Consider the following 14,251-nt stretch of genomic DNA (forward strand, 5'->3'; position numbering starts at 1 on the left):
CCAGAGCGTACGAACAGACTCGGACATTTCGCACCGCTGAGCCGGTACGGTGCCGCCATGAGCGATGAACGCCGCGTCTACACCACGCAGGTCGTCACGGTGCTGAGCACTGACCCGGAGGTCGTCCCCCACCAGCGCCCGAACGGCGACGCCGTCCGCAACGTCGCCCTGGCGCAGCTGCAGGACGGGGCGCTGCGCGACGGCTACCAGATCGACGAACGGACCCTGGCGGTCACGTCCTCGACGGTGGACGGCAACCAGCAGGTCACCCGGTACCAGGCGCAGGCCCGCCCGATCCTCGGCACGCAGGAGGGCGCCGGGGTGTACTTCACGATGCGGGTGCTGCGCTTCACGCCGCTCGACGGCGGCGGCGTCCCGCGGCTCCAGGACGCGTTCGTCGTCGACGCCGGCGACGTCGAGCTGCAGGTCCTCGTCGAGCCGGTGCGGATCACCACGGCGTTCGGCCAGGAGAGCCGGGCGCACCGGCTGTTCCTGTCGACGCTGTCCCCGGCGAAGGGCCGCGACTCCTACGAGGCCGGCCTGCGCGCGAACCGGCTGATCAAGCGGATCCACCGGGACCTGGACGACACCGCGGACTTCGCCCTCGAAGCGTGGGGCGACACAGGCCGCGAGGACCGGTGGGCGTACCTCGGGGTGCCGTGGCTGACGGGCCCGCAGCTGGAGCTCGCGGTCACGACGGACGACCGCGAGGAGCACGCGCTGGACGCGGACAACGCCCCGGAGGTGCGCCGGGTCGAGGTGGTGCGCATGGACTTCCTGGAGGGCCGTGTGCTGGACGCGCCGCCGTGGCCCGCGTGGGCGCCGCCGGTCGTCAACCTCGGGTCGGGCCCGAGCCCGATGCCGCACCGGGCGGGCATGGCGTACATGCTCCTCGCCACCACGGTGGCGCCGCCGCCCGCGACGTGCTCGCACTGCGGGCACCCGGAGCCGGACCACGACGAGGACGAGGAAGGCCGCCGGTCGTGCGTGCGCGGCCGCGAGGTCGAGCCGTCGTGCCGGACGTGCCGGGCCGTGCTGGCGTCCCTGACGACCGGATGCGAGCGGTAGGCCGCTCAGTTGCCGGTGAGCCACCCGGCGCGGGCGCGGACCACCGTGGCGACGTTCTGGGCCTGCGTGGCGGTGAGGGTGAAGCGGGTGACCCTCTCGGTGCGCTCCTCCCGGGCGGCGGGCAGGTACGACCCGGCGAAGGTGCGCAGGATGAGCCGGTCGGCGTGCCCGAGGGCCAGGAGCAGCGTGCCGTCCTCGCGTTCCTCGGCGAAGTGCAGGATGCCCGCGCCGTGCAGCGCGTCGGTGAGGTCTGCCTCGACAGTGCTCATGATCACGAGCGTAGACGCCGGGTCTGACGGCCGCCGGGCGGTCACTGGTACCCCTGCTGGCGGACGTGGACGCTCAGCTTGCGGGCGATGGCCTGCACGCGCAGGTGGGGCGGGCAGGACGCGACGATGATCGCGAGGTCCTGCGCCTGGGCGTCGGTGAGCCGGTAGCGGGTGACGGTCTCCCCCGGCTCGGCGGCCGCCATCGGGTAGAAGCGGCCGGCGATCGTTTGCAGCGCGGCGCGCTCGGGATGCCCGAGGACCAGGAGGACGCGGCCGTCCTGGTCCTCGGCGAAGTGGCGGATGCTGACGGTCTCAAGAGCGGCCGTCAGCTCGGCTATGGCGCTCACGGCGCCGTGGTGGTGTCGGAGCACGGCGGCTCGACGAAGTGCTTGCCGATCTCGGTGCGCCAGTGCGCGGCGACCGTCTCGGCGGTCTTCCCGGTCGGCACGGGCCGGGTGAAGCGGGCGATCCACGTCCCGGCGTCCGGGCCGAGGACGGACACCTCGTAGCGGCCGCCGGGCTGCAGCTTGGCCGCCGCGTCGTTGGGGAGTCCGATCTCGGCGTCGGTGGGGAGCTGGCCCTTGAAGACGGCGAGGGTGCGGACCTTGAAGGTCTGCAGGCCGCCGGCATCGGCGCCCTTGGAGACGAAGCGGCCCTTGGAGACGACGTCCACGAGGGCGAGGTTCTGGGCGCGGGCGGCCTCGGCGGCGTCCGACTGGGTCTCGGCGCACAGCGCCTCGGCGTGCTCGACGTCGTCGGCCTGGAGGTAGGCGTATCCGCCGGCGCCCACCGCGGCCGCCACGGCGAGGCTCACGGCCCCGAAGATGAGCTTGTTCATGGCGGTCAGCCCCACAGCTTCTTGTAGTTGGCCTTGTCCACGTCGGGGATCCAGGTGATCTCGTACCCGGGCGACGGGGCGTTCTTCCACATCAGGGACAGGACGGTGTCGGACTTGTGGCACAGGCCGAGCGCGTGCCCGAGCTCGTGCAGGGCGACGTACCGCAGCCGGTTCTTCGAGGCGCCCCGGAGCTTCTGCTTGTTGAAGATGACGTAGTCGGTGGCGCCGAACGAGCCGTGCCGCTCGTACTGGGCGAGGGGGTCTTTGTCCCGGGTGCCGAGGTTGCCGTCCTTGAACTCCAGGTCGTTGGAGGTGATGGCGGAGTCGGCCACGATCTTGATCTTCGAGCCGGAGTATTGCCACGTGGAGATGGCGAACTTCCGGGCGTCGTCATACGACGTGTTGTCGGTCCAGCGGATCTCGCCGTCGTCGACGGCCGAGTGGCCCTTGGTCTCGGTCTTGCCGTCCAGGCACGCGGCGGCCGGCACGGCGCGGGCGGTGGCCGGGGGGCCGGTCAGGGCGACGAGGGCCGCTGCGGCGACGAGCAGCGGTAACGGTCGGTGGTTCACGCTGCGGAGCGTAGCGGCTACGCCGTGGTGGTCGTGGGCGAGTTGTCTGCGATCACCCGAGCGGGTACGTCCACTATCGTCGCGTCATGAGCCCCGAAGCGATCCTGCACGACGGCCCGGCACGGGGGCGGGTCATCGCCTTCGATCTGAGCGCGACCGGCGAGCCGCCGACGTACCTGGAAGTGCAGCACCTCGACACGTGGACCCCGGCCGGCGACCTCCTTGCCCGCGCCTTCGAGGAGCCGGTGCCGGACCCGCAGCGGCCGTGCCTGCAGATCCCGATCCCGGTGACGCTGCGGTACATCCGCGCGGCGGTCACCCGGCTCGGCTGCAACGGCGAGCCCGAGGGCGAGCCGGAGCCGGCGATCGACCGGAACGGCCGGTGGATGTACGTGCACCGCGGATAGGGTCCAGGGGTGAAGACCTTCCCCCGGCACGAGCCTGCCCCGGCGCTCGCGGTGCTGCTCCTGGACCAGATGAACGCGTACAACGAGTGGAACATGGACCCGGAGCTGTACGTCATCTACACGGATCGGCTCGGACGCATCCCGCTCGCCCCGGCCCGGCGGGCGCAGCACCCTCGGGTCATGGTTCACCAGATGGCCGCCGCGTTCGAGGACGCGGTCGCCAAGGGCGAACACCCGCCGCATCCGCCCGGGTTCGTCGGCGTGGCCATGATGTTCGAGTTCTGGCATCTCGTCTTCGAGTCCGAGGACGAGCGGCAGGAGTGGAAGGGCCGGAACTTCGGCGAGCACCCGCGCGCTGTCGAGGAGCGGCTACTCATCGCCCACCAGCCCGGTCACCCACCGGTCATCGCCTGCCACCAGCGCGACGTACGGGGTGCAGGTGTCGAGCTGGAGTTCCCGAGGCCGGCGATCCTCGACAAGACGTTGGTGCCCGGCCGCGCCGCGCCGCCGGTACTCACCGGACTGGCCCGGGTCGCGAAGGCGCTGTGCGCGCCGCCGGCCACGTTCATGCGCCGCTGACCGAGGATCCCGAAGACAACTTGTCTCCCGGGAGGATGGCTGTGTCAGCGCCACGGGAGTAAATAGCTAATTTACTCCCGTGAGTTGGTAGTGTGCCGGGCATGGCCAACGAGGAGTGCGAGCAGCAGGACGACCCGCCGTACGAGAACGGCGGCATCGGCGGCATCCTGTTCGGCCAGCCGTTCACGGTGATCTCCCGTGAGGAGCTGGAACGAATCATGCGGGAGGGCGCCGACGAGCAGCCCTACGAGATGATCGCCGCCTCGACAGAGGGCGTGCAGGACTACAGCTGACGTCTTCGGTATCGTGCAAGTCCACTGCGCCGCCTGGCTATGGGCCGGGCGCAGTGCCTCTCCCTGGGAGTCCCCCCGATGAACGAGCAAGGTCGATCCGCCGTGCGCTGGCGCGAGGCCGAAGGGCTGCTGCGCAACCTGGAGCTGGAGGCCGAGCACCTGCGGTACAGCACCCGGTGCACGGCCGTGGAAGGCGTCGCGCCGCGCGAGCTGATGATCCCCCTCGGGTGGGAGCTGGCGGAGCGGATCGGGCTCACCTTCGAGGACGTCACCACCGAGCAGGTCGACGGCTACCTCAGGGCCAAGGACATCCGGATCTCGTGGGTCGACTCGGGGGTGACCGCGCTGCAGCCGCAGCTCGGCCTTCCGGCCGTCGGGAAGCCGGTCGGCGTCCGCATCATCCAGGCGCAGCCGATGAGCAGTTTCATGCTGTGGCCCGTGCGGGAGGCGGTGTGACGGCGTCGGCGGAGCTCGCGGGCTGGACGCTCGGCGAGGCGTGGGCGGTGTGGCTGGAGCGCAAGCACCCGGGCGAGGCGAAGGCCCGGACGCGCCGCCAGTACGGCATCACGCTGCGCCGGGTCGCGGCCTGGCTCGGCGCGGAAGGCCGGCCGGTGCTCGACGTCACCGGCGAGGACTACGCGGCGGCGCTGGGGGCCCTGTGGGGCGAGCGAAAGCCGAACACGTGGAACACCAACCGGGCGACGGTGCTGGGGTTCCTGACGTGGATGCGGCGCCACCACGGCGGCAAGGTCGAGCTGCCGGCGTCGTGCGAGTCGCGGACCGTGCACGAGGACGCGACGAAGTCGGTCGGCATAGGGGTGCTGGAGCGGATGTGGGCGCCGGGCGCGGCCGCGCTGCGCGAGCGGACGCTGTGGCGTCTGGCGTACGAGTCGTCCAGCCGGGCGGACGCCCTGCTGTCGCTGAACGTCGAGGTCATCGACTGGACCGAGCAGCGCGCGCCGGTCGTGCAGAAGGGCGGCGACACGGTCTGGCTGCAGTTCGCGGACGAGGGCATGGGCCTGCTGCGCGAGCTCGTCGGCGACCGGAAGGACGGGCCGGTGTTCCTCACCGACACCCGGCCGTGGAACTGGCGGGCGCGCCGCGTAGAGGACCGGGGGCCCGGCGGGCGGTGCCGTCTGACGTACAACCGCGCGGAGCAGATGTTCAAGGAGCGCAGCCGTCAACTCGGGCTGCCCGGTGAGCGGTTGACGTTCGAGTTCCTGACGCTGCACCGCATCCGGCACTCGCGGCTGACGCACCTGGCGGAGGAAGGCGTCGATACGCCGGTGCTGCGGGCGCTGAGCGGGCACAAGGACCCGCGGACCCTGCACCGCAGATACACGCGCATCGGCGCGGACGCGCTGCGGCGGATCGTCGGCGCGGCCGAGCGGCGGATGCAACAGCGCCGGGGCGCGGTGTGCGCGCCGCACCCGAGGCAGGAGGCCGGCGGGCGCGGCGGACGCTGGCGGACGCGTAGATAGGGGGCGGGCGGGCCTGGCTGAACTACTAGTTCGGGACGAATTAGGAGGTGATTAGGAGGTCTGGGAGTTGGCGGATTCGTGTGGTGCACACCACGGCAATTCACCCTGTTAAACTAGCTAGGGGGGTCGATGTTGGCTAGACTGTAACTACAAGAACAAGCACCAACCACACCACCAAGGGGAACGCGATGAGCGCCACGACCACCGAGATCCTGACCGCCATCCAGGCCGGCACCGCGAACGCCGACTACGAGACGGCCCGGATCTGGAAGGGCCTCAACCGCAAGGTCACCGTGAACGGCGTGGACGCCCGCGAGGCCCTGCTCGCCGAGTTCAACTACGGCCTGCGCGTCCTGGGCAGCGGCGAGGAGAGCGTCCAGACCGAGGCCGCCTACACCGAGTTCAACGAGGCGGCCGCCGCGCTCCTCGCCGCCTGACCGATTCCGCCCGGCACAGCGCGAGTTGTGCGGCAAAGTAGAGCGGGCCGAGGACTGGCTAAGAGTCCTCGGCCCGCACGTCATGGTACGAGAGGAACCGATGACCAGGATCGTCCACCAGGAGGCCGAAGGCATCCCGGCACCCCACGCGGCCGTGCCGACGGGTGTGCAGACGAAGGACGGCAGAGTCCTGCCGATCCTCGCCCTGCCCATGAGCACGCAGGTCGACCGTGCCGAGCTCGACGTCTTCCTCAAGCGGAACCGCTTCGTGCCGCGCGATGAGACGTCCCTCGCGGAGAACTCGCTGGCCCGCTGGACCGAGGAGAAGGACGGCCGGATGGTCGTCACCTTCCTCGACGCCGAGGGCACCGCGCGCATCGTGCTTCCGGCCGACCCGCGGATCAGGATGTGGGTGAACCTGGTGAAGGGCTACGACGGCACCCTGTCGGTGATGGTGCTCCCCGAGATGGACACGTTCGACCTGGGGGCCGTGGCCGAGCGGATCAGCCCTGGGGCGACCGGCGAATACTGGCACCTGTCGGTGGGGTACCTGCGGGACAGGAAGCGGCCGTGAGCAGGCGGGTCAGCGAGGTCGTCGCGGCCAGGCAGGCCGACGAGAACCACAGGGTGCTGGAGATCCACACGACCGGCGGGCGGCCGTCGTTCCGGGTGACGCCGTGCGAGGCCGACGGGCCGGACAAGCCGGCCTGCCCGTGGCGGCGGGACGCCGAGGTCGGCGAGTACCCGCCGCAGGCGTACCGGCAGTCCGCGCGCACCGCGTACGACATGGCCGAGCACGCCTTCGGCTGCCACCAGCACGCGGCTGAGGACGGGCCGCCGATGTGGTGCGCCGGGTTCCTGCTGCGCGGCGCCGGCGACAACATGCGGGTGCGGATGGAGTCGCGGCGGCTGGACTTCTCCGTCGTGCACTCCGACGCCGAGCTGTACGACAGCTACCGGGAGATGGCCGAGGCCAACGGCGTGGCCCCGGACGATCCGGTGCTCGCGCCGTGCCGGGGCGACGGGTACCGGTGGGCGAAGGACCGCGAGTAGTCGGCGTGTCGCGAGGGCGTTGTCCGACCGGCGAGGTATAACGGAAGGACAGTGTCCAGCATGAGGCCCCCAAAATGTGCCGTGGGGGCCTTTTGCGCGTCCGGGGTCAGTAGTGCCTCGACGTCCGCTTCGCACGCCGCCAGATCGGATACCAGAGGCCGAGCGTCATCAGCGTCATCAGGGCGTGGACGCACGTCATCAGGCAGCCGGGGCCGTGGACGGTCTTGCGGGGCTGGTTGGCGACGTACACCTGCTGCGGCGGCGGCTGGTAGCCGTACGGCGGCTGGTGCGGCGGCTGGCCGGGCTGCTGGCCGTAAGGCGGCTGGGGCTGGTTCACGGGTTCCCCCCTCGGGATGTGGGCGCGCGGGACATCGTACGGCGGAAGACAGATTGTCTTCCCCGTACCCCGTTCGGCTCTAGGCTTTCGGCCGTGGATGACGAGCAGTGGGACGACGAGATCCCCGGGCAGCAGGCCCTCGACCTGGGCGACTTCGGCGCGGCCGAGGTGGAGATGCCCGAGGACGGCTGGGAGTACCGGTTCCGTCTCGACTTCTACGGCGAGGTCGACGCCTCGACGCTGCCGCGCGGCTGGGACTGGGTGCGGTCGCCGCGCTGGCCCGGTGCGCCCGGCGGGGCGGTGATCGCCACGGCGCGGGCCGCCCGCGACCCGGTCGAGGCGGTGATGGAAGCGGTCGGCGAGCTCGAAGAGGCCGGTGCCCGGGTCACCGACGTGTTCGGCGTCGGCCGGTACGACGGTGGCGGTGTCCCGTACCGCGAGGAGCAGGCGGTGACGGACGACTGCAATCGGCTCATCGGCGAGCGCCCCGGGCACGGTGACTGGGCGGCCCTGCAGGCGGCGCGGACGGCGTGGGCGGTCCGCGCAGGCATCACGGGCGGCACGAACATGGAGCGGCGGGCGCAGCTCACGGTGTGGTGGGACCAGTACGGCGGCGAAGACGGCACGGCCGAGCTGGCGGCCGTGGCCCACGCCTACCGGACGTGGATGGCGGGCCGCCCGGTGTGAGGCCGGGCGGTAGCCGGGTCAGCGCTGCTCGAAGGGGCTGGGGATCTCGCCCTTGAGGAGCCGGTGGACGATCGCGGCGACATCGCGGGCGCCGGCCTCGGTGAGCGGCGCGGTGAACGGGTGCACGCTGGTGTGCGTCTGGTTCATCATCAGCTCGAAGCCGGAGTCCATGTAGAGGGCGACGGCGAGGCCGGTCCGCATGATGCCCCACGTGCGGCCGCCGGGCAGCGGCTCGACGGCGATGCCCATGCGGACGTGGGCCGGGGCGAGGGTCAGGCCCTCGTCGACGAACGCCTGAATGAGGGCCTGCGACAGCTTGGTGCGCTCCATCATCGTCAGCTCGACCTCGGGGCGGCCGTACTTTCGGGTGATGGTGTCGGCGGCGGCCTGCGCGAGACTCCCGGCGCTCTCGGAGTTGGGGCCGACGTGATAGTTGTGGCGCTCCATCACGGCCAGGAGGTCATCGAGGAGCCCCGCGGCCTCGCGCAGGACGGGCGGGGTGCACAGCGGGGCGTGGCGGCCGATCGCCGACACGATCCGGTCCTCGGACGTGCGCACCCCGGTCACCGCTGCTCCCCCTCGGCGTACTCGGCGCGGACGTCGCCGGCGAGCGCGGCCATCTCGTCGTCGTCGAGGCCCCACAGGATCTCGCCGCCGACGTGCTGGCCGGGCTTGGTCAGGCCCGGCAGCGCCCGGCGCAGAGCGGCCTCCTGTGAGCGGTCGACGCGCAGCACGGCGCCCTGCTGGCCGGGCACGAGGGTCAGGTGGTGCTTGACCGTGCCGGTGGCGGCCAGCTCGGCGGAGAGGCGGATGACCGGCGCGACCCCGGAGTCGTCGCCGTCGAGGATGCGTTCGACGTCCGTCTGCAGCTCGGTCATCAGCCGCGAGGGGCGGGGAGTTTCGCTCATGCCGGGAGCGTAGCGCCGTGCGGGGCACGGCGAGTCAACGTCCGCGTTGTCCGCTGGAGTGACTAGCGTGACGGGCATGGATCAGGTACCGCGGCTCCGGGATGTGCGGTCGGGCCGTGGCCTGACGCAGAGCGAGGTCGGCACCGAGTTGAAGGTGTCGAAGCAGCGGGTGTCGGCCCTCGAATCCGCGCCCATGGGGACCCTCCAGGTCGGTACGCTCGCGGCGTACGCCCAGGCGCTCGGCGGGCGGCTGCTGATCGGGATCGAGGTCCCCGGCGGCGTGGTGGTGCCGGTGTTCTGGGGAGAGTCGATCGGGAGTGGGACAGAGCTGTGAGCGAGCACGACGAGACCGCGACCAAGGCCGGCATGGCGAGGTCTCAGGTCCTCCCGACGCGCAAGGCGCTGCGGAAGGCGCTGCAGGCGCTCGATGTGACGGTGCACGAGCGGCGCCCGGGTCAGCCGCAGAACCCGCACGGTGAGCGCGGGGACGCGGCGCAGGCGCTCGGGGCGCTGGCGGGCCTGGTCCATCAGATGCAGATGCCGTTGCACGGCGGGCCGCTGCACACCGAGATGCAGAAGGGCTACCTGAACGGCTTCGAGCGGGACGTCCCGGCGCTGTTCGCGCAGCTCGGCGACCGGGCGCAGTACGACTCGGCGTTCGTCCGCGAGGGCGTCCGGCAGGCGCCGCTGGCGTCGATCCAGCTGAGCATCGCGTCGACCGCGCTGGCAGCGGCGGGGAAGGCGCTGCTGGCGGCGGCGCTGGTCGCCGAGGGCCCGGAGAAGCTGGACCAGGAGCAGATGGACGCGGTGGAGGCGCTGACGGTGGAGTCGATGGAGGTGGCTGACCTGCTGACCGGGTACGTGGCGGCCAAGCGGGAGCAGTGGGCCACCGGCAAGGCCGGCGAGTGAGCACCGCGGTCGTCCCGCCGGGGTACTACCGGTGCCCGGAGTGCCGGACGGTGTCGGCTCATCCGCAGGACGCCGAGGAGGACTACTGCGCGGCGCCGTCGTGCCGCCGGTTCAACGGCGGCCGGGACAGCTGGATGTGGGTGGCGCTGCACCGGCGGCTGCGGGAGGCCGGGCCGTACGTGCGGTTCACGCCGGAGACGTGCCCGGACTGCGAGTCGATCCTCGTGATGGGCGAGTTCGTCGACGACGCGGAGGCGCCGCACGACGGGGTGGAGTTCTGGTGGTGTGCGACGTGGTCGTGTCGCCGGACGGGCCTGTCGTACGGGCGGCCGAAGCCGATCATCCGCGACGTCGGAGGGTTCTACGGCGATGTGGGCTGAGGACTGGCGGCGCAAGGGCGCGGCCGTGCTCGGCGCGGCGCGGCCGGGGCTGGCCGGGCCGTTCGGGGTGTGGTCAGACAATGTCGACGATGACCAGGAGCACCAGGCCGATGCCGAGCACGCCGAGGATGTTGCGCGACAGGTGGCATAGGGGCTCGGCGTCGGTCAGGGCCCGGGAGGCGGCGGCGACTTCCTCGCTGTCGCTGATGGGGGGGATGTCGGCGTGCGGGACGCCGGCAGCCTTCGCGGTCGTCATGACGCCGGCCCACGTCTCGATCGCGCGGCGGTAGGCGCTGGAGGCGCGGGCGAAGCGGGTGTAGGCGTAGACGTTGAGCAGGGCGGCGAGGACTGTCGCTGCGGCGACGATGGGGATCATGCGGCCTCGGCCTGCTTCCGGCCCGGGTTGTCGGTGAAGTCCATGTGGGTGAGCGTACTGGTAGAAGCCCCTTCGTATTCACCCGTTCAAACTTGCTCGCAAGGTGTTTGCAGATTAGAATGAAAGAGCAACATCACGCACAGCAACCAGTAAGGAGGCAGCATGGCGGTTCAGTTCGCGACGTGCTCCTATCCCGAGTTCAGCTCGAACATGGGCATCCCGGTCCGCGCGACGGTCGGTGCGCCACGGTTCCACCTGGCGTACATCCTCGGCGGGTTCATGCCGGAGGCGGCGCCGGACCGGCGGTTCATGAACCGCGGCTTCGACGGCTTCCGGCACGCGATGCGGTCGAAGCTGGACATGGTGGGGATCGAGCGGTTCACCGAGCTCGCGCAGCGGATCGCGGACAACCACGAGCAGCCGGACGGCCGGGTGGTGTTCCTGTGCTTCGAGAACGGGATCAACCAGAAGGGCTGGTGCCACCGGCACATGCTGGCCGAGTGGCTGCGCGAGCAGACCGGCCAGGAGGTGCCGGAGCTGGGCACGTACAGCCCGGACGACCCGCTGTTCGTCAAGGGTGACGAGCCGCCGCCGTTCGAGGCGCTCGGGTTGTTCTGAGGCCGGCGGGAGACAGATTGTCTCCCGACCGGCGGTCCTCCCCGAGGTAAGCGGGGAGGGCCGCCGGTCCGGCGGAAGACCACCACGGGCACGCCCGGGGCTGCGGTCACCGCTCGGCCATCCTACAGAGCGCATTCACCCGTTCAAACTAGACACCAAGGTGTCTGAAAGTTAGACTGAAAGTGCAAGGACAACGCCACTCCACACGGAAAGGCCCAGCGTGATTCAGCAGTTGGAGCAGTTCGGCGTCACCGAAGAGGTGATCAACAAGGCCATGGCCGCGATGATCACGGACTTGGAGCCGCAGGCGAAGGAGCGCGGCATATCCGTCCGCGCGCTCCTCAGCGGCTGGAAGGAGTCGATCAGCAGCGCGTACTTCTTCGGCTACACGTCTGCCGTCCTGGGCGGCAAGGAGGGCGCCGAGCTGACCAAGCACGCCCGGATGTCGATCGTCTACGCGTTCATGAAGAGCGACGACCCCGAAGTGCGCAGGTTCGCGAGCGGCCTGCAGGACAGCGCGGCGAGCAAGGCGTGGGAGCAGATCAACGCCGAGACCCGCAAGCTCGGCGATCACCCGAGCTTCGTGGCGTTCGTGTGCACCGAGTGCCCGGTCGGCACCGACGGCGCGGTGTACCGCGAGAACCAGCCCGACCCGGAGGGCGAGGAGCACGCCCGGTGGCGGTGCGGCGTCTGCGGCAAGGCCGCCGACGCGAGTCACTTCGACCTGGCCGACGACGAGGAGATCGCGTTCCGGGGCGACGTCCTCGGCTTCGTGAAGAAGGAGAGCAGCGCAGCATGAGCACGAAGCAGGAGGCCGCCGCGTTCACGGACGCGGCGGCCGCCCGCCTCGCCGGCCAGGTACGGGCCGCGCTGAGGCAGGCGAAGACGACCATCACGCAGGCCCCCGGCATGGAAGGCGACTGGGAGACCTGGCCGACCGACCACCCGGCCTACGAGCTGTACGCGCTGCTCGACGCGGCCGTGGCCCGGGTCAACGACCTCGCCGAGGACCGGGAGTGGGACGAGGCGGTCATGGACCGGGCGTCCGGCGTCGACATGAAGATGGTGCGCGTCGACCGGCTGACGACGGACGACATCGTGCTGCTCGACGACGAGCGCTGGTACGAGGTGCGGGACGTGTGGGGCCAGGACGACGAGGACCCCGAGGCGCACGACCTCGACCCGGCCGACGTCGCCGCGATCCGCACGATCGTGGAGGGCGGCGGCCTGCAGTACAGCCGCCTGGCGCTGCGCGTCATCGACCCGGAGCGGTCCTGCGAGCACGAGATCGTGTGCAAGACGATCGGGTTCGACGCCCACGCCCTCCTGCCGCTGCAGGTCATCGGGCTCGACCAGAAGGGCGGCGGCCGTGGCTGACCAGACGCCCACGAGCAAGGCCCTGCTGGACGCGGTGGCGTCGCTGGAGGCGGCGTTCGTGCACCGCCCGTACGACGAGGTGCTGCGCACGCTCGACGCCATCACCGACGACGGAGGCGCGCTGCAGGCCCTCGCCGAGGCGCTGGAAGCGGCGCGGGAGCGGGTGGAGGCCAACTCGGACATGGACGACATGGACGACCCGGGCTACGCCCTGCACGCCGACCTCGGGTACCTGGCCGAGGAGATCGGCGACTCCAGGAAAGACGTCGGGTCGCGTGTGGAGAGTGTGGTGGCCGGCCGTGGCTGACCTGCCGTACTACGTGGACGACCCGGCGATGGACGAGGTCCGCCAGGCGCACCGGCTGCTGTCCGAGCCGGACGACCGGGCGGAGACCTGGCAGGCGTACACGGGCATCTGCTCGGCCGGCGACTGGTCGCCGCGCGCGGGCGGGCCGCTGGACTCCTCGGCGCTGGGCTCGTTCTCGGCGGCGGCGCGCCGCCTGCGCAAGACCCAATCGACGGTCAGCACCGCCATCGCCCACCTGGAGGCAGACCTCGGCGTCAGCCTGTTCGACCGCAGCGGACGCTACCCGCAGTTGACCGAAGCCGGGCGCCAGGTGCTCGGTCATGCCCAGGAAATTCTCGCCGCCGATACCCGCCTGCAGCAGTTGAGCGTGCGGCTGGCCGCCCCGGTCGAAGCGCGGCTGACCGTGGTGTTCTCCGACGTCTATCAGCTCGATCCGGAGCAGCGCGTGTTGCAGCGCTTTGCCGAAGCGTTCCCCGAGATCGAACTGGAATGGCTGGATGCCGAAGGCGAAGACGTGCTGGAACTGGTGGGTAGTGGTCGCGCCGCGCTGGGCCTGCTGCCGCGCCAGGAAAGCTATCCGGATGGTCTGGTGGCACGGCCGTTGGCCCATCACAGCGAGCTGTCGGTGTATGTGGCGCACGACCATCCGCTGGCCGACGCCGGCCGTCGCGCGGCCGCCCAGCTGGCACGGCACCGGCAGGTGCGCCTGAGCGCGGAGGTCGACCATGCGCGCGCGGCTACCGGACTGGCCTGGACCGCCACCGACTACCTGATGGTGATGGAGATGGCCGAGGACGGCATCGGCTGGGCCGAGCTGCCACGCGCGCTGGTACAGCGCTACGACCGCGGGCAGCTGGTGGAACTGGTGCTGCCCGGCTGGCCACGACGCATCCACAGCGACCTGCTGTGGCGCCGCGACACGCCGCCGGGGCCAGCGGCGCTGTGGTGGGCCGACGCGTTGGGGTGAACCGAAAAAGGGGACGGAGGGGATTAAGTCGTTTGTGCCACAAACGACTTAATCCCCTCCGTCCCCTTTTTCATCAACGATGGGCGAGCGCGTAATCCAGCGACGCGCACACCGCTGCCACCTGGGCGTCGTTGCACTGCTGCGGGGTCGCCCGCGGGCTGTCCGGGTAGACCTCGGTGGTGGTGGTGTACTTCGCCCCGGTGATACCGGCGCACAGGCCCAGCTTCACCAGCGGGTACTCGATCACGCCGTGAGCGACCACCGGCGAACCGATGATCTCGCCCTTGTCGTCGGCCGGCGCGATGTGGGTGACCTTCTCCACCGCGGCGATGACTGCCTGCTGGAACGCCGCCTGCGGGTTCTCGCTGTCGTCCACCAAGTAGAAGCCATC

Annotated in this window: 27 protein-coding genes; 18 read left to right on the top strand and 9 right to left on the bottom strand. The window is 71.0% G+C overall.

The features are described from left to right. Positions 1-57 precede the first annotated feature (57 nt). Positions 58-1,068, top strand: a complete 1,011-nt coding sequence (locus ACZ60W_RS34215; RefSeq protein WP_469759304.1) for a hypothetical protein — start codon at positions 58-60, stop codon at positions 1,066-1,068. Positions 1,069-1,073: 5 nt separating this feature from the next. On the opposite strand, the gene ACZ60W_RS34220 is transcribed toward ACZ60W_RS34215, so the two are convergent. Genes ACZ60W_RS34220 through ACZ60W_RS34235 form a run of 4 tightly spaced genes read right to left on the bottom strand, consistent with a single transcriptional unit; the run spans position 1,074 to position 2,744 of the window. After that, positions 1,074-1,337 carry a hypothetical protein gene (locus ACZ60W_RS34220; RefSeq protein ID WP_469759305.1) on the bottom strand — a complete coding sequence of 88 codons (264 nt, stop codon included), beginning with the start codon at positions 1,335-1,337 and terminating at the stop codon, positions 1,074-1,076. Positions 1,338-1,378: 41 nt separating this feature from the next. Beyond that, positions 1,379-1,684 (bottom strand): hypothetical protein, encoded by a 306-nt coding sequence (locus tag ACZ60W_RS34225; protein ID WP_469759306.1) that lies wholly within the window; start codon positions 1,682-1,684, stop codon positions 1,379-1,381. Continuing rightward, positions 1,681-2,175, bottom strand: coding sequence for a hypothetical protein (locus ACZ60W_RS34230; RefSeq protein WP_469759307.1), 495 nt, complete (start codon positions 2,173-2,175; stop codon positions 1,681-1,683). Before ACZ60W_RS34230 ends, ACZ60W_RS34225 begins: the two co-directional genes overlap by 4 nt. 5 nt (positions 2,176-2,180) lie before the next feature. Further along, positions 2,181-2,744: a matrixin family metalloprotease gene (locus ACZ60W_RS34235; protein ID WP_469759308.1), complete on the bottom strand. Its 564-nt coding sequence runs from the start codon at positions 2,742-2,744 to the stop codon at positions 2,181-2,183. A gap of 86 nt (positions 2,745-2,830) precedes the next feature. On the opposite strand from ACZ60W_RS34235, the gene ACZ60W_RS34240 reads away from it, so the two are divergent. The 8 genes from ACZ60W_RS34240 (at position 2,831) to ACZ60W_RS34275 (ending at position 6,994) form a co-directional block, all read left to right on the top strand. After that, positions 2,831-3,151, top strand: a complete 321-nt coding sequence (locus ACZ60W_RS34240; protein WP_469759309.1) for a hypothetical protein — start codon at positions 2,831-2,833, stop codon at positions 3,149-3,151. Between the two features lie 9 nt (positions 3,152-3,160). After that, positions 3,161-3,730 carry a hypothetical protein gene (locus tag ACZ60W_RS34245; protein WP_469759310.1) on the top strand — a complete coding sequence of 190 codons (570 nt, stop codon included), beginning with the start codon at positions 3,161-3,163 and terminating at the stop codon, positions 3,728-3,730. A gap of 101 nt (positions 3,731-3,831) precedes the next feature. Beyond that, the gene (locus ACZ60W_RS34250; RefSeq protein ID WP_469759311.1) at positions 3,832-4,023 is read left to right on the top strand and encodes a hypothetical protein; all 192 of its coding nucleotides are present in this window, start codon (positions 3,832-3,834) and stop codon (positions 4,021-4,023) included. A gap of 78 nt (positions 4,024-4,101) precedes the next feature. Continuing rightward, positions 4,102-4,479 carry a hypothetical protein gene (locus ACZ60W_RS34255; protein WP_469759312.1) on the top strand — a complete coding sequence of 126 codons (378 nt, stop codon included), beginning with the start codon at positions 4,102-4,104 and terminating at the stop codon, positions 4,477-4,479. Continuing rightward, the gene (locus tag ACZ60W_RS34260; protein ID WP_469759313.1) at positions 4,476-5,504 is read left to right on the top strand and encodes a tyrosine-type recombinase/integrase; all 1,029 of its coding nucleotides are present in this window, start codon (positions 4,476-4,478) and stop codon (positions 5,502-5,504) included. The genes ACZ60W_RS34255 and ACZ60W_RS34260 overlap by 4 nt, the downstream gene beginning before the upstream one ends. Positions 5,505-5,692: 188 nt before the next feature. Beyond that, the gene (locus ACZ60W_RS34265; RefSeq protein ID WP_469759314.1) at positions 5,693-5,941 is read left to right on the top strand and encodes a hypothetical protein; all 249 of its coding nucleotides are present in this window, start codon (positions 5,693-5,695) and stop codon (positions 5,939-5,941) included. A 100-nt stretch (positions 5,942-6,041) separates the two neighbouring features. Further along, a complete protein-coding gene (locus tag ACZ60W_RS34270) occupies positions 6,042-6,515 on the top strand; it encodes a hypothetical protein (protein WP_469759315.1) in 474 nt (157 codons plus the stop codon). Further along, the gene (locus ACZ60W_RS34275; RefSeq protein WP_469759316.1) at positions 6,512-6,994 is read left to right on the top strand and encodes a DUF6283 family protein; all 483 of its coding nucleotides are present in this window, start codon (positions 6,512-6,514) and stop codon (positions 6,992-6,994) included. The genes ACZ60W_RS34270 and ACZ60W_RS34275 overlap by 4 nt, the downstream gene beginning before the upstream one ends. A gap of 106 nt (positions 6,995-7,100) precedes the next feature. On the opposite strand, the gene ACZ60W_RS34280 is transcribed toward ACZ60W_RS34275, so the two are convergent. After that, on the bottom strand, positions 7,101-7,331 hold the full coding sequence (locus tag ACZ60W_RS34280) for a hypothetical protein (protein WP_469759317.1): 231 nt from the start codon (positions 7,329-7,331) through the stop codon (positions 7,101-7,103). A gap of 93 nt (positions 7,332-7,424) precedes the next feature. Between ACZ60W_RS34280 and ACZ60W_RS34285 the strand changes: the two genes are divergently transcribed. Continuing rightward, the gene (locus ACZ60W_RS34285; RefSeq protein ID WP_469759318.1) at positions 7,425-8,018 is read left to right on the top strand and encodes a hypothetical protein; all 594 of its coding nucleotides are present in this window, start codon (positions 7,425-7,427) and stop codon (positions 8,016-8,018) included. Between the two features lie 18 nt (positions 8,019-8,036). Here the strand turns inward: ACZ60W_RS34285 and ACZ60W_RS34290 are convergent, their stop codons facing one another. Continuing rightward, entirely contained in the window at positions 8,037-8,585 is a 549-nt protein-coding gene (locus ACZ60W_RS34290) for a hypothetical protein (RefSeq protein ID WP_469759319.1), read from the bottom strand. Continuing rightward, positions 8,582-8,926: a hypothetical protein gene (locus tag ACZ60W_RS34295; RefSeq protein WP_469759320.1), complete on the bottom strand. Its 345-nt coding sequence runs from the start codon at positions 8,924-8,926 to the stop codon at positions 8,582-8,584. Before ACZ60W_RS34295 ends, ACZ60W_RS34290 begins: the two co-directional genes overlap by 4 nt. A gap of 76 nt (positions 8,927-9,002) precedes the next feature. On the opposite strand from ACZ60W_RS34295, the gene ACZ60W_RS34300 reads away from it, so the two are divergent. Genes ACZ60W_RS34300 through ACZ60W_RS34310 form a run of 3 tightly spaced genes read left to right on the top strand, consistent with a single transcriptional unit; the run spans position 9,003 to position 10,215 of the window. After that, a complete protein-coding gene (locus tag ACZ60W_RS34300; protein ID WP_469759321.1) occupies positions 9,003-9,260 on the top strand; it encodes a helix-turn-helix domain-containing protein in 258 nt (85 codons plus the stop codon). Then, positions 9,257-9,835, top strand: a complete 579-nt coding sequence (locus ACZ60W_RS34305) for a hypothetical protein (protein WP_469759322.1) — start codon at positions 9,257-9,259, stop codon at positions 9,833-9,835. Before ACZ60W_RS34300 ends, ACZ60W_RS34305 begins: the two co-directional genes overlap by 4 nt. Then, positions 9,832-10,215 carry a hypothetical protein gene (locus ACZ60W_RS34310; protein WP_469759323.1) on the top strand — a complete coding sequence of 128 codons (384 nt, stop codon included), beginning with the start codon at positions 9,832-9,834 and terminating at the stop codon, positions 10,213-10,215. The genes ACZ60W_RS34305 and ACZ60W_RS34310 overlap by 4 nt, the downstream gene beginning before the upstream one ends. Positions 10,216-10,288: 73 nt before the next feature. Here ACZ60W_RS34310 and ACZ60W_RS34315 read toward each other — a convergent pair whose 3' ends face one another. Then, positions 10,289-10,591 carry a hypothetical protein gene (locus tag ACZ60W_RS34315; protein WP_469759324.1) on the bottom strand — a complete coding sequence of 101 codons (303 nt, stop codon included), beginning with the start codon at positions 10,589-10,591 and terminating at the stop codon, positions 10,289-10,291. Positions 10,592-10,753: 162 nt separating this feature from the next. Here ACZ60W_RS34315 and ACZ60W_RS34320 point away from each other — a divergent pair, with 162 nt between their 5' ends. The 5 genes from ACZ60W_RS34320 (at position 10,754) to ACZ60W_RS34340 (ending at position 13,860) form a co-directional block, all read left to right on the top strand. Further along, positions 10,754-11,209: a DUF488 family protein gene (locus tag ACZ60W_RS34320; protein WP_469759325.1), complete on the top strand. Its 456-nt coding sequence runs from the start codon at positions 10,754-10,756 to the stop codon at positions 11,207-11,209. Between the two features lie 220 nt (positions 11,210-11,429). Further along, positions 11,430-12,008: a hypothetical protein gene (locus tag ACZ60W_RS34325; RefSeq protein WP_469759326.1), complete on the top strand. Its 579-nt coding sequence runs from the start codon at positions 11,430-11,432 to the stop codon at positions 12,006-12,008. Further along, positions 12,005-12,586, top strand: coding sequence for a hypothetical protein (locus ACZ60W_RS34330; RefSeq protein ID WP_469759327.1), 582 nt, complete (start codon positions 12,005-12,007; stop codon positions 12,584-12,586). Before ACZ60W_RS34325 ends, ACZ60W_RS34330 begins: the two co-directional genes overlap by 4 nt. Next, the gene (locus tag ACZ60W_RS34335; RefSeq protein WP_469759328.1) at positions 12,579-12,893 is read left to right on the top strand and encodes a hypothetical protein; all 315 of its coding nucleotides are present in this window, start codon (positions 12,579-12,581) and stop codon (positions 12,891-12,893) included. The genes ACZ60W_RS34330 and ACZ60W_RS34335 overlap by 8 nt, the downstream gene beginning before the upstream one ends. Then, positions 12,886-13,860, top strand: a complete 975-nt coding sequence (locus ACZ60W_RS34340; RefSeq protein ID WP_469759329.1) for a LysR family transcriptional regulator — start codon at positions 12,886-12,888, stop codon at positions 13,858-13,860. The genes ACZ60W_RS34335 and ACZ60W_RS34340 overlap by 8 nt, the downstream gene beginning before the upstream one ends. A gap of 73 nt (positions 13,861-13,933) precedes the next feature. On the opposite strand, the gene ACZ60W_RS34345 is transcribed toward ACZ60W_RS34340, so the two are convergent. After that, positions 13,934-14,251 (bottom strand): hypothetical protein (locus ACZ60W_RS34345; RefSeq protein ID WP_469759330.1); only part of this gene is annotated, 318 nt, incomplete at its 5' end.

The sequence above is a fragment of the Streptomyces sp. NPDC104202 genome, assembly GCF_055584185.1.

What these genes read in the sequence shown, in the direction of transcription:
- ACZ60W_RS34215 (WP_469759304.1), top strand. Translation starts at nt 58, where the DNA reads ATGAGCGATGAACGCCGCGTCTACACCACGCAGGTCGTCACGGTGCTG.
- ACZ60W_RS34220 (WP_469759305.1), bottom strand. Translation starts at nt 1,337, where the DNA reads ATGAGCACTGTCGAGGCAGACCTCACCGACGCGCTGCACGGCGCGGGC.
- ACZ60W_RS34230 (WP_469759307.1), bottom strand. Translation starts at nt 2,175, where the DNA reads ATGAACAAGCTCATCTTCGGGGCCGTGAGCCTCGCCGTGGCGGCCGCG.
- ACZ60W_RS34240 (WP_469759309.1), top strand. Translation starts at nt 2,831, where the DNA reads ATGAGCCCCGAAGCGATCCTGCACGACGGCCCGGCACGGGGGCGGGTC.
- ACZ60W_RS34250 (WP_469759311.1), top strand. Translation starts at nt 3,832, where the DNA reads ATGGCCAACGAGGAGTGCGAGCAGCAGGACGACCCGCCGTACGAGAAC.
- ACZ60W_RS34255 (WP_469759312.1), top strand. Translation starts at nt 4,102, where the DNA reads ATGAACGAGCAAGGTCGATCCGCCGTGCGCTGGCGCGAGGCCGAAGGG.
- ACZ60W_RS34265 (WP_469759314.1), top strand. Translation starts at nt 5,693, where the DNA reads ATGAGCGCCACGACCACCGAGATCCTGACCGCCATCCAGGCCGGCACC.
- ACZ60W_RS34270 (WP_469759315.1), top strand. Translation starts at nt 6,042, where the DNA reads ATGACCAGGATCGTCCACCAGGAGGCCGAAGGCATCCCGGCACCCCAC.
- ACZ60W_RS34295 (WP_469759320.1), bottom strand. Translation starts at nt 8,926, where the DNA reads ATGAGCGAAACTCCCCGCCCCTCGCGGCTGATGACCGAGCTGCAGACG.
- ACZ60W_RS34300 (WP_469759321.1), top strand. Translation starts at nt 9,003, where the DNA reads ATGGATCAGGTACCGCGGCTCCGGGATGTGCGGTCGGGCCGTGGCCTG.
- ACZ60W_RS34315 (WP_469759324.1), bottom strand. Translation starts at nt 10,591, where the DNA reads ATGATCCCCATCGTCGCCGCAGCGACAGTCCTCGCCGCCCTGCTCAAC.
- ACZ60W_RS34320 (WP_469759325.1), top strand. Translation starts at nt 10,754, where the DNA reads ATGGCGGTTCAGTTCGCGACGTGCTCCTATCCCGAGTTCAGCTCGAAC.
- ACZ60W_RS34330 (WP_469759327.1), top strand. Translation starts at nt 12,005, where the DNA reads ATGAGCACGAAGCAGGAGGCCGCCGCGTTCACGGACGCGGCGGCCGCC.